Origin of the sequence: Sulfurospirillum cavolei (assembly GCF_001548055.1) — a bacterium.
Taxonomy (GTDB): Bacteria; Campylobacterota; Campylobacteria; order Campylobacterales; family Sulfurospirillaceae; genus Sulfurospirillum.
Window position 1 is genome coordinate 506,381 of the sequence record NZ_AP014724.1, and the last position, 12,606, is coordinate 518,986.

At 42.0% G+C, this 12,606-nt stretch carries 8 protein-coding genes; 2 read left to right on the plus strand and 6 right to left on the minus strand.

Annotated features, from left to right (window positions below; translation table 11 throughout):
• Window positions 1-111 precede the first annotated feature (111 nt).
• Window positions 112-5,067 (plus strand): RecQ family ATP-dependent DNA helicase, encoded by a 4,956-nt coding sequence (locus UCH003_RS02720; RefSeq protein WP_060826913.1) that lies wholly within the window; start codon window positions 112-114, stop codon window positions 5,065-5,067.
• Between the two features lie 65 nt (window positions 5,068-5,132).
• Here the strand turns inward: UCH003_RS02720 and UCH003_RS02725 are convergent, their stop codons facing one another.
• The 6 genes from UCH003_RS02725 to pstS form a co-directional block, all read right to left on the minus strand.
• Complete coding sequence (locus UCH003_RS02725; protein ID WP_060825328.1) at window positions 5,133-6,734, minus strand: methyl-accepting chemotaxis protein; 1,602 nt, start codon at window positions 6,732-6,734, stop codon at window positions 5,133-5,135.
• Window positions 6,735-6,875: 141 nt separating this feature from the next.
• Entirely contained in the window at window positions 6,876-7,652 is a 777-nt protein-coding gene (locus tag UCH003_RS02730) for a dioxygenase family protein (RefSeq protein ID WP_060825329.1), read from the minus strand.
• Window positions 7,653-7,729: 77 nt separating this feature from the next.
• Window positions 7,730-8,521, minus strand: coding sequence for a phosphate ABC transporter ATP-binding protein PstB (gene pstB, locus UCH003_RS02735; protein ID WP_039673350.1), 792 nt, complete (start codon window positions 8,519-8,521; stop codon window positions 7,730-7,732).
• A gap of 10 nt (window positions 8,522-8,531) precedes the next feature.
• Entirely contained in the window at window positions 8,532-9,380 is an 849-nt protein-coding gene (gene pstA, locus UCH003_RS02740; RefSeq protein ID WP_060825330.1) for a phosphate ABC transporter permease PstA, read from the minus strand.
• Window positions 9,373-10,239: a phosphate ABC transporter permease subunit PstC gene (gene pstC / locus UCH003_RS02745; RefSeq protein WP_039673348.1), complete on the minus strand. Its 867-nt coding sequence runs from the start codon at window positions 10,237-10,239 to the stop codon at window positions 9,373-9,375. The genes pstA and pstC overlap by 8 nt, the downstream gene beginning before the upstream one ends.
• Window positions 10,240-10,302: 63 nt before the next feature.
• Entirely contained in the window at window positions 10,303-11,304 is a 1,002-nt protein-coding gene (gene pstS, locus UCH003_RS02750; RefSeq protein ID WP_231964801.1) for a phosphate ABC transporter substrate-binding protein PstS, read from the minus strand.
• Window positions 11,305-11,566: 262 nt separating this feature from the next.
• Here pstS and UCH003_RS02755 point away from each other — a divergent pair, with 262 nt between their 5' ends.
• The gene (locus UCH003_RS02755) at window positions 11,567-12,601 is read left to right on the plus strand and encodes a substrate-binding domain-containing protein (protein WP_432416385.1); all 1,035 of its coding nucleotides are present in this window, start codon (window positions 11,567-11,569) and stop codon (window positions 12,599-12,601) included.
• The last annotated feature ends 5 nt before the right edge of the window (window positions 12,602-12,606 follow it).

Here is a 12,606-nt window from a genome sequence, read left to right on the forward strand (position 1 = left end):
GAACACAAAATATCTATTTTTTAGTACCTAACAATGTATAATGTGGCATTAAAGAATGCAAAGGTCTATTTTGAATATAAATGTACCTGACTTTATAAAATGTGTGATTTGATGAGCATCGATAAAATCGCTTTTTTTGATATTGAAGTAAATGTTTCCAGTCTAAACATAGAAAAATTGGGCTTAGTCTTTGATCATGTCAAAGTGACAGAAACTTCTGTTGAAAAAATCAACGACATTTTTAGTGCATATACACCTCATTTTATCTGTGGTCATAATTTTATTGATCACGATAAAGTGTATTTAAGCAAAACAAGCTTTAATCCCTATTTGCAAAATATCCCGATTATTGACACGTTATTTTTATCCATGCTTTTATACCCCAATAAAAAAACACATAAGCTTGATAAACCATATAAAACAGAGCTCAATATTGAAAACCAACCTCTTGGTGATGCGGAACAAACTAAAGAACTTTTTAATCTTTTAAATAGAAAATTTGACGCTTTATCTCAGGATTTACAAAATCTCTACAGTGCTCTATTGAGTGACAATCAGTATTTTAGTGCTTTTTTCAAGTACAGGCAGTTTGAATATACGCAAGTTGATCTTTACGATATTGTAAAAAGTAAAATTATTTGTACCAAAGATCATCTGGAAACATTAGTCAAAGATTATCCTTTAGAGCTTGCTTTTGCGATAGCCTTTTTATTTTCCGACAAAGAAGCTTCTGTCTCATCAGTTATTTTAATGAAATATCCAAAAATTGTTGGTGTTCTCAAAACGTTGAGTTTTGATCAAAGCAGTTTAGATTTAGAAGCATTTGCTCAAGATGAATTTAAATTTCCTTCTTTTAAAGAATTTGATGCTCAAGAAACAAAAGAGGACAACACTTCGCTGTTTGAAGAAAGTACTCGTCGTACGACAAAAATTTCACAAAAAGAGATTATTATCAATTCTTTGGATCAAGGTTCCATTTTAGCGATCCTTCCAACGGGAGGAGGAAAAACATTTACCTTTCAGCTCCCTGCACTCATAAAAGCACAAGCCTATAAAGGCTTGACCGTTGTTATATCTCCTCTTCAAGCTCTTATGAAAAACCATGTTGATAGTTTCAAAGAAAAAAATCAAAATTTTAGAGTAGTCGCCATCAGTGGCTATTTAAGCCCTATAGAGCGCATGAATATTATTACAGAGATTGAAAATGGCGTTGTAGATATTTTATACTTAGCTCCTGAAGCTTTAAGGTCAAATTCGATTTTTAAAGCGTTAAAAAAACGCATTATCGAGAGATTTGTTATTGATGAAGCGCACTGTTTTTCTTCGTGGGGGCACGATTTTAGGCATGACTATTATTTTATAGCCGACACCATCAAGGAGCTCGAAAATGCCTCTTCTTTTCAACCAAAAATTCCCATTTCATGTTTTACGGCAACGGCTAAACCAGAGGTTTTAAAGGACATTAAACACTATTTCCATGAAAAATTGTCTATCGAATTAAAAGAATTTATTGCCTCTACACAGAGGTATAATTTAGAATACAGAGCGATAGAAGTTGCCTCTAAGCACGAAAAATACGAAACGCTTATAAAAGAACTTAACGCACTAGGTAAAAAACCGACGATTATTTATATTCCGCAAAATGCAAGAGAGTGTAAAGAACTTTGCGAAAAATTAAATGGCGATGAGCGGTTATTTGAACTTGATTTGGTCATAGAGCCTTTTTATGCCAGAATTGATCATGAAATCGAAAACAAGCAACGAGAAGGACGCAATAAAAGTGAAATTCTCAATGATTTTATAGAAAATAAAATCGACATTGTTATCGCAACGACAGCATTTGGAATGGGAATTGACAAGCCTGACATTCAAGCAGTTATTCACTATGAACAGTCCGATTCGCTTGAGGCTTACTTACAAGAATCGGGTCGTGGTGCGAGGAGCGAAGAGCTCAAAGCACAGTGCATCGTTTTATACGCTAAAGATGATTTCAACAAAACATTTGCCCAACTCAATCGTTCAAAGATTGACTACCATGAAATTGAAAGCATTGTCAAAGAGCTCAAAAGTATGAAGAGAGATGAAATTTATATCTCGCCAAAAGAGTTAGCCCAAAAAATGGGAATTGATACGGAAGATTCTAGGATTGATTATGAGGTCATTATTAAAACGGCTCTTTTGGAGCTAGAACAAGCCCAAATCATCTCAAGAGGAAGAAACAACATTAAAATACTTGCAACCTCGACCATCGCAAAAGAAAAGCGAAGTATGGAGCATGTACATGCAGTTTTAGATGCTAAAAAAGAGGAATATGAAACAATTTATGCGTATATGATTCTTGTGATGCAAAATATCATACAAAAAAGCAAAGTAGATTCTATTGAGGTTGATGATTTAGCAGACATCGTTGGTGTAGAAAAAAAACTTATTTTTGAAGTTTTGTATGCCCTGCAAAATGAGAAGCTTTTGGATTTCAATAATGACATTAGTGTTTTTGTCAAAAAATCGGTTTTAGTTGATTTTGAAGAACATTTTGAGCTTGAACAAAGTATTCTTAACGTCTTTCTTGAACTTCCTCCATTCTCGACCAGTATCAATTTAAGAGAGATCAATACAAAGATAAGCGATAAAAATCTCATCAAAGAGATTAAAAAGATTATTCAAAGCTGGAGCCATCTCTCCAAATTAAAAGCCAATATTTTTAATGCACACTTTCATAAGGATACGTGCCATTTTCAAATGGAACACAAAAATAGACAAAAGCTTGAATCTCTCATTGCCATAAGAAAAACGACATGTGATTTTATTATTAAAAAGGTGTTGAGAGCCTTGGAAGAGAAAGATGAAGATGAAGTAGAAATATCAACCAATGAGTTAAAAGTTGAGTTTGATACCTCTCAAAAATTGAGTTTGGAGGGTTTTCATCACTCGATTGTCTATTTGCATGAGATGCTAAAAGATTTCAAACTAAGGCGAGGGCGGTTGATCTATTACCAAACGTTTCACCTTAGTAAAGAAGAAAACATCAAACAGTCTAAGCCGTATCAAAAAAGGAAGCATTACGAAAAAAGTTTGAAACCCTATTATGAACGAAAAGTAGAGTCTATTCATATTCAAATCGCATTTCTTAAAAAGCTGATTAAAGACGGTTGGGAAAAAACGATGGGGTTTGTTCATGACTATTTTGGTATGGAATACGGGGCATTTAAAAAGAAGTATGGGTTTGTTGAAAAAGAGATCAAATTGCCCATTACACAAGAGCGATTACGTGAAATTCTGTATGACTTGAATGATGAGCAAAGAAGGGTCTTTGAGGACAGAAAAAGCAGTTCTATTATGGTGTTAGCAGGACCTGGAAGCGGAAAAACCAAAACCTTGGTTCACAAAATAGCTTCTTTGATTACGGTTGAAAATAATAAACCCGAATATTTTCTTATGTTAGCACACTCAAGAGTTGCCGTAGCCGAATTTAAAGAGCGTTTGCATAAATTGATTGGTTCACAAGTGTATGAGATGAAGATTTTTACGTTTCATGCGTTTGCCGCTCATTTAGTGGGCAAAAAAATCGATGAACAAAATCGCTTGCAAGATGTAATTGAACTAGCAACAAAAATGTTGCGAGCTAAAACGGTTACACTACCGTATGTGCAAATGTTTGTCTTAGATGAATACCAAGATGTTGGGTTTAAAACATACGAATTTATCAAAATCATTTATGAGAATATGTCAAAAGATAAGAAAATTATTGCCGTGGGTGACGATGATCAATGTATCAATAACTTTGGCAATGATAGAGCCGATATTTTTTATATCAGCCAATTTCAAAAAGATTTTCAAGAGATTTTAGATGATGATGAAGAGGTTGCAACCCCTGAGATACTTTTTAGCGAAAAAGAGAGTAGTTTTAAAGAGTATAGTCTTTTAACCAATTATCGAAGTAAAAAAAATATTGTTGATTTTGCAAATGCTCTTAGCCAGTATCTTCCTCAAAGAATTAAGCAAGAAAAACTGGTCTCGCAGACTAAAAATAGTGGAGAGATTACAATCTCAATGTATAAAAATACGAGTTACAGTGACAATATCGTTGATGCTGTATCTTGTGATGAATCAGAGTCTATTGCCATTTTAGTGCGCACGAACGATGAAGTATTGACGCTATATTCGCAATTAATGGCACGAAATATTAAGGCAAAGTATATCACCTCAAAAAATGGGTTTAACCTTGGAGATTTAATAGAACTAAGGGATTTTTTGGATTTTTGGGAGCACAGTACGTTTGAGAATGCTCGAATCAAAATAGATGAAAAATACGCTCATTCTAAAAATTATAAGCTTACATGTAACGTTATCGATACCTTTTTTGAACAGTATGAAGACGAGATTCAACGAAGTGAAATACACTTCCAAGCCATTTTTCGTGAGTACCTAGAGGAGATAGAATTTGATGAGTTTGAGCAAAGCCGTTCACGCATTATTGTCTCAACAATGCACAAGGCAAAGGGTAAAGAGTTTGCATCGGTTTATGTTGGGCTAAAAGAAAATTGTATTGAAGATGATTATGCGTTAAGACTCATTTATGTTGCAGCCACACGGGCAAAAAACCAGTTGCATATTCATAGCAAGGATAGGTTTATTTTCAAATTAGCAAGTTATGCAGATAGTGTGGTTCATTATGAAAAGTATGTGAAAGAACCTGATAGAATTGTGTTTATTATGGGGCTTGGCGATCTTGTACTTTCGAATGAAGATGCGCAAAGGGGTATTGAAAAGACACAGCCGCTAGCTGGCGAGCAAATTCAAATTATTCAAACAGGTCATGAAACGTTTGAGCTTGTCAAAAATTCAGTTATGATCGGAAGATTATCGGGTGTGGATGCCACTAAGCCAGAGAGATTGTGTATGAAAATACTTCAAATGCAAGCTAAGGGTTATCAACTAGAGACTGATGTGGAGATAGAATATGTTGTCCTGTGGAGTCCGAAATCAGATAAAGAAAAATCGCAAAAAAAATATGCGGAAGTGCTAGTAAAAATTTTTATGATACAAGGTTCTTCTTTTGTAGAGTAGTAATTTATTAGCAGCGTTACATCAAAGGCGAGTCCAAGCCTTGATGGAGGCTTGGATGCTGATGTTTAAGCAGTTTTAAACGTTGAGAGAGCGTTGCTTAAATTGGTGGAGAGTTTGGCGAGGTGTTCTGCTGCGCTGGCGATCTCTTCGACACTTCGGGCATTAATCGAGGTTAGCTTATGAATTGTCGCCACACGCTCTAGCATGACGTCCGCTTCTTTGCTTCCGTGTTTGGCTTTTTGAGCGGAGCTTTGTGCAACGGCGGACGTTTCGTTCATACTATCGACGGTTTTCAGCATTAAGCGTTGAGTGTTTTCGGCGCGATTGCCGAGTGCTTGAATCTCTTGGGCGTTCTTCTTCATCAGCTCGGAAGTCGTTGCAACCGACTGGGTGATGAGCGCTACGGTGGAGTGGCTCTCCACAAGGCTTTTTTGCGTACGTTCGGCGAGCTTGCGTACTTCATCGGCGACGACGGCAAATCCACGACCGTGCTCTCCAGCGCGCGCGGCTTCGATGGCGGCGTTGAGTGCTAGTAGGTTGGTCTGATCGGCAATATCGGCGATGACTAAAAGCACTTGTTGCACTTGCGTTACTTCTTGATCGAGTTGTTCTAAACGTGCGGAAAGATCGGTTTGATTGAGGACAACGGCTTGAAGGTCGGACGATACGGCAAGCACTTCACTAGAAGCGTTATGCAAATCATCGGCGACATTTTGCATGATTGTTCCCGCGTGATGGGCATTGTTCTCGCTTTCGCGTAAAATGGTTGCAACGTTTTGCGTTGTTTTGACCGCATGGTCGACTTCTTTATCGGTCTCTTCGGTGCGTTTACCAATTTGCAGCGAAGTCGAAGAGAGTTCTTCGGCGACGGCGGCATTTTCCGTTGCGGTGCGTTTGGCATCATCAATCGCGGTGCGTAATTGATCGAAAAGTGCATTGATCGTTCGCATGATGTCGGCGATCTCGTCATTGCCGATGCTTTCAATCGGACGGCTTAGATCTTTGGTTCGCCCGATGTACTCGCACTCTTGAGCCGCTTTGGAAAGCGATTTTTTGATCTTCAGTGCGATAAATCTAAAAAGAAACGTCGTAAAACCTAAGATGAGAAGTGCCACCGTAATGCCGATGTGTTGCGCTTTATCAAGCTTGGCATCTTCTTCGTGTTCGATCAGTTTGGAGAGTTCATCGGAATTTTTGGAGATCGCAATAAACGCGGTTCGTCCGATGTTGGTCAGCTCGGTAAATTTTTTTCCCTCAGGCGTGGCGAGAAATTCCGGGGAGTTGGTTGTCTCTTTGTATTTTTTCAGCATCTCAAAGCGTGGCGTACTGGAAGCTTTAAACTCCTCAACGCCTTTTGCGATGCGTTCTAAAAGTTCGATCTCTTGAGGAGAGCTAAGCATAGTCTTAAGCTCGTCGATGGCTTGAATAAGGTTGGTTTGTGCTTGATAGGAATCGTCCATAAATTTTTGTGCGTAGGAGATTTGATACCCTCTGGAATACATCAAAAGCTCCGCCGTATAACGCGGCAATTTGCCGATAGTTTGCACTTTTTCCACGGCGGTTTGCGCGTGAGAGCCGTTGTGTATGAGCAAATAACTGAGTCCCAAAGTTCCCGTAAGAATAATGACCAGTAAAAAAAGTAGTTTGGCTTGAATCGTCTGAAACATAAAATTTCCCTTACAATCAATAGCGCGTTTTAAACGCCTTTTACATTGTAATTTGTCTGTGTGAGATTTGGCGTGAGATAGGAGCAAAACGAGCGTGACATGTCAAAAATCGGCTTGATCGACGCTCGTTAGGAAAAAGCGCTAATGAAGCATAAATCCTCTCATCGAAAGGCTGGCGTTTTGGAAAAAAGGCGTTAATACGCTTAGCGTATCGTCGGCTCTGCGCGAGCCTGCCGTATAAAGAAGCGGTACATAGTGATCGACGCTCGGATGGGCGGTTTTAAATGTTTCGCATCGACGTTCTATATCGATCAGGCTTTGTATGTCGTTTTGCGCAAAAGCATGATCGATATACGCATCGACGTTTTGCGCCCATATCGGCGGCGTTGCATCGATAGTGTAAAAATCGACCGTTCCCAAGTTGTGCGTGACGTTTCCGCTGGCGATGAGCATGACTCCCTCATCGCGCAAAGAGGCGAGTTTTTTACCTAAAGCGACATGTTCGTCGAAACGTAAATGTTTATTGATGCTCAGTTCTATCACGGGAATGCTGGCTTTGGGAAAAAGGTAATAAAGCGGCATCCAAGCCCCGTGATCCAAGCCGCGTTCTATCATAGGAATACCGCCTAAAAGATCGCTAACGTGTTTGGAGAGCGAATTATTGCTCGGGCTCTCGTAGGAGAGTTCGTACAAAGAGGGCGGGAAACCGTAAAAATCGTAGAGTGTTTCGTAGGTAATGCCCGAAGCGATGCTTACCGCCGTTTGATCGGCGTACCAATGCGCCGAAACGACTAAAATCGCTTTAGGAAGCACTAGTTGCGTGCTGAGCGTTTCCAACGCTTGCGTAAAACGGTTGTCCAACACCAAGTTCATCGGCGAGCCGTGGGAGATAAAAAGGCTCGGCATCGTTTGCGTCATCAACGTATCCTTTGTCGAAAAACGTATTATAACGGCAAAAGATTAACAATCGATAAAAAGCAAAGGAAGATCGGAAATTAACCGAACCTTCCCGTGATGTACTCTTCGGTCAGTTTTTCTTGCGGATTGACGAACATATTTTTCGTATGATCGAGTTCAATGAGTTCGCCCAAATACATAAACGCCGTATAGTCCGAAATGCGCGCGGCTTGCTGAAGGTTGTGCGTGACGATGATGACGGTAAGTTGTTCTTTGAGCTCGATAATAAGCTGTTCGATCGAAATGGTCGAAATCGGATCGAGTGCAGAGGTCGGTTCGTCGAAAAGAAGAACCTGAGGTTCAACCGCAACGGCACGTGCAATACACAAACGTTGTTGCTGACCGCCCGAGAGTGCGGAAGCTCCGTCTTTGAGTCGGTCTTTGACTTCGTCCCACAATGCGGCACCGCGGAGGGCTTTTTCGACTTTTTCGGCAATGACTTTTTTATCTTTGAGCCCTTGAAGGCGAAGTCCGTAGGCGACGTTATCGAAAATGCTCATCGGAAACGGGGTCGGTTTTTGGAAAATCATACCGATTTTCATACGAAGCGCGATAAGGTCGGTCTCTTTGGAAAGAAGATTTTTATTGTCCATATGAAAGTGAATTTCGCCTTCGTAGCGGTTTCCCGGATACAAATCGTGCATACGATTGAACGATCGAAGCAAAGTCGTTTTTCCGCATCCGCTAGGGCCGATCAGTGCGGTGACTTTTTTCTGCGCGATCGGCATATTGACCGCTTTAAGGTTGGGTTCGTTTTTACCCGCATAGTAAAAGTTAAAGTCTTTGACTTCAAGTTCGAGAGGATCGGTAATGGTCGTGATGGTAGACATCGATTTCCTTTTAGCGTTTTTTACGTTTGATAATAATGCGTCCGATGATGTTAATGGCAAGAATGGAAAATGCCAAGATGGCGGCACTTGCCCAACCGATGGCTTGCCAATCTTCAAAAGGGCTCATCGTATAGTTAAACATCGTCACGGTCAACGACGCGATGGAACGAGACATATCCATCGAGTAAAAGTTATTGTTAAAGGCGGTGAACAGAAGCGGTGCGGTCTCTCCCGCCACTCTGGCAACACCGAGCAAAATACCCGTCGTAATGCCCGTAATCGCTCCTTTATAGACGATTTGGACGATAACTTTCCATTTGGGAGCACCCAGAGCGTAAGCGGCTTCGCGAAGTTCTCTTGGAACGAGGGCTAACATGTCATCAGTCGTTCGGATAATGACCGGAATCATAATGATCGCAAGCGCGATGCTTCCCGCCCAACCGGAAAATTGTTTAAATGGCATGACTAAGATACCGTAGACGAAAACACCGATAATAATGGAAGGTGCGGACATCATAATATCGGAAATATCGCGTGTGAAATTGGCAAAACGAGAATTCGCACCGTATTCGCTTAGGTACGTTCCTGCCAGCAATCCCATCGGTACGCCGATCATCGTCGATGTTACGGTCAGCATCAAATGTCCCACAAGCGCATGGCGTAAACCGCTCGGTTCAATGCCCGGAGGCGCACCGTCAACGCTAAAAATTTCCCAAGAGATGTGTGACAATCCGTTAAAGAGTAAAATACCCAAAATCCAAAAAAGGAAGAAAATGCCTAAAACCGTCGCAAAAGAGGCTAAGGAGAGGGCAATGATATTGTTGATTTTGCGTTTTTGGTACGAGGATTTATTAACCATTTTTTCTCACTTTACGTAAAAAGACGAATTTGGCTACGGCGATGACGCCGAAGCTCAGTACGAATAAGATCAGTGCCAAGAAAAAGAGGCTCGAATAGTACAAATCGCCGTCGGCTTCGCTAAATTCGTTTGCCAAAATGACCGGAATACTCGTGGCGGGTTCTAAAATGGAAGAAGGCATGCGCGTAGCATTTCCCATCACGAAGGTTACTGCCATCGTTTCACCCAAAGCCCTTCCTAAAGAGAGAATAATCGAGCCGATAATGCCCACTTTGGCAAACGGAATCACGACGTCTTTAATCACGTCCCATTTGGTCGCTCCCAGTGCGTATGCCGATTCTTTGAGAATATCGGGCGTCGTATCCATCGCGTCTCTTGAAACTGCGGCGGTAAAGGGAATAATCATAATTGCTAAGATAACGCTCGCCGTCAACGTTCCGATTCCCGAACTGTGCGTGAGTGCTTGAATGACGGGCACGAAGAAAAAAAGTCCCCACATACCGTAAACGATGGACGGGATCGCCGCTAAAAGCTCGATCATCGTACCGATCAGCGTTTTGATACCGCCTCGAACGATTTCGGAAAGAAAAATCGCAATACCCAAAGCGATAGGCGTGGCTAACACCATAGCGATAGACGTACTGCTCAGTGTTCCGTAAATGGCGGGAAATGCACCGAATTGCTCGACGTTGGGCGCCCAGTTGGTATCGAAAATAAATTTAAAACCGAGCTTATCGATTGCCAGCTTGGCATGATCGTAGAGGACGTAAAAAATACTCACTAAAATCACTAAAACCGAGATCGACATCAATCTCGCGAGGTTGCCGAAAATAAAGTCGCCGATATTAAAATGCTTCATAACGAAGTGGTTTCCTTCACAAGGAGATAAGGTGTCGCGGAGCTTTAGCCCCGCGAGTTAAAATTATTTTGCGCCGTTGGTTTTCAAGTAAGCTTCGATGGCTTCTACGGTCGGTTTAGGAAGTGGGATATAGCCCAATTTTTCAGCTTCCGCCGCACCTTTTTCAAACGCGAACGTAAAGAATTTTGAGACTTCTTTGTTTTCAGCCGCTTTTTCTTGAGGTAAAAGAATAAACGTTGCCGCTACGATCGGATAGGTCGTTTTACCCGGTTGAGACGCAAGGATTTGATAAAAGCCCTCTTCGCCTTTCCATTTTGCGTTCGCCGCAGCTGCCATAATATTTTCGGTCGTCGCTTTTACCCACGTACCTTCGGCACTTTGAAGCGTTGCCATCGGAAGGTTATTTTTTGCGGCATATGCCGTTTCGATATAACCGATAGAGCCCGGAGTTTGTTTGATCATATTGGTCACGCCTTCGTTACCTTTTCCGCCGATACCCACAGGCCATTGAACGGTTTTACCCAAGCCCACTTTTTCATGCCATGTTTTACCCATTTTATCGAGCCAGTAGGTAAAGTTCCATGTCGTACCGCTTCCGTCAGATCGATACGCAATCGTGATTGTTTTATCCGGAAGAGCTACGCCTGCGTTGTCCGCGGCAATTTTAGGATCGTTCCATTTGGTAATCGTGCCTAAGAAAATTTCTTCGACGACGGCATTGGAAAGCTTGACTTCTTTGCCTTCAAGTTCGGGAAGGTTGTACGCTAAACAGATAGCACCGACGACGGCAGGAAATTGAAGAAGTTTGCTCTCGCCCAAGCGTTTAGCTTCAAGCGGTTCATCGGAAGCTCCGAAATCCACCGTACGCGCTTCGATTTGTTTAATACCGCCGCCGGAACCGATAGATTGATAATTGACTTGTACGCCGGTTTGTGCTTGGTAATCGTGCGCCCATTTATAATAGATCGGAGCCGGAAAGCTAGCACCCGCGCCGTTGATTTTATCTGCCGCTACAAGGCTGACTGCCGCTAGAGCTGAAAGAAGTAACATTCTATTCATCTTCATTGAAATTCCCCTTTGCTGAAGTTTGATATAACAAGAGGCATTCTAATAGGAATTGGTTACCGTTTGATTACATGTAAGGCTCTTTTTGAAGCGTGACATGTCAAAAACGAAACGTAATCACACCGTAATGAAATCCCTTTAATATAGCGTTTGCAATTGCATCGGATCGAAAAAGTTTGAACGCCCAAGCGGCGAGCGTAGGCGTTTGGGCTTTGCCTAAACGCCGTGGTAAAAATAAAAAAGAAGGAGCGTTAGGATGAACATGTCAAAACGTGCTATCGTGTGGTTGTTGGGCATTGCCTCTTTAAGCGGCGTTGCCGTTGCGAGAGATCAAATTTATATCGTCGGTTCTTCGACGGTTTATCCGTTTACGACCTACGTTGCCAAGGCATTTGCCGCGAAAAGCAATCCGCTTCCGCGCGTCGAGTCGACCGGAACGGGCGGAGGAATGAAACTGTTTTGTGCCGGCGTAGGCCCCGATACGCCCGATATAACGAATGCTTCACGCCCGATGAAGCAAAGCGAATATGAAACGTGCGTCAAAAACGGCGTGAGCGACATTACCGGTATGAAAGTCGGATTTGACGGCATCGTATTTGCCCATTCACAAAAAAATCCCGACATATCGCTGACGCGCGAACAGATTTTTCTAGCACTTGCCGAAGAAGTGCCCTCTAAAGACGGCAAAAGCTTGGTCAAAAATCCGTATAAAACATGGAATGAAATCGACCCTTCGCTTCCCAATCGCAAAATCGTCGTTTACGGCCCTCCGACAACTTCGGGAACGCGCGATTCTTTCGAAGAGATGGTCATGGAGCATGCTTCTAAACATTTTGACGCGTACGGCGATCAAAAAGGTAAATACAAAGCCATTCGCCAAGACGATGTGTATGTTCCCGCGGCGGAAAACGATGATTTGGTCGTGCGTAAACTGACAAAAGACCTCGAAGCGTTCGGTATTTTCGGTTATAGCTATCTTGAAGAGAACGCCGATAAAATCCAAGGCGCACACGTCGACGGCAAAGACCCCACTTTTCAAACGATCTCTTCGGGCGAATACCCGATCGCGCGAGGGTTGTATCTTTACATCAAAAACGCCCACCGAAACGACGTTAAAGGCATGGAAGCGTTCATTAAATTGTACACGAACGCAAACATGATAGGTCTCAAAGGAGCACTGCAACGCATCGGCTTGATTCCGATGGACGAGCGCGAATTGAAAAAAGTGCAAGTCGCCGTTTGGGCTCAAACCAAACTGACCGAAGCGATGGTCAAGAAAAATACGATTTTACCCTAAGCTAT

Excerpts from the sequence above, each read along its gene's own strand:
- UCH003_RS02725 (WP_060825328.1), bottom strand. The coding sequence starts at position 6,734 with ATGTTTCAGACGATTCAAGCCAAACTACTTTTTTTACTGGTCATTATT.
- pstC (WP_039673348.1), bottom strand. The coding sequence starts at position 10,239 with ATGAAGCATTTTAATATCGGCGACTTTATTTTCGGCAACCTCGCGAGA.
- pstA (WP_060825330.1), bottom strand. The coding sequence starts at position 9,380 with ATGGTTAATAAATCCTCGTACCAAAAACGCAAAATCAACAATATCATT.
- UCH003_RS02730 (WP_060825329.1), bottom strand. The coding sequence starts at position 7,652 with ATGACGCAAACGATGCCGAGCCTTTTTATCTCCCACGGCTCGCCGATG.
- pstB (WP_039673350.1), bottom strand. The coding sequence starts at position 8,521 with ATGTCTACCATCACGACCATTACCGATCCTCTCGAACTTGAAGTCAAA.
- UCH003_RS02720 (WP_060826913.1), top strand. The coding sequence starts at position 112 with ATGAGCATCGATAAAATCGCTTTTTTTGATATTGAAGTAAATGTTTCC.
- UCH003_RS02755 (WP_432416385.1), top strand. The coding sequence starts at position 11,567 with ATGTCAAAACGTGCTATCGTGTGGTTGTTGGGCATTGCCTCTTTAAGC.
- pstS (WP_231964801.1), bottom strand. The coding sequence starts at position 11,304 with ATGAAGATGAATAGAATGTTACTTCTTTCAGCTCTAGCGGCAGTCAGC.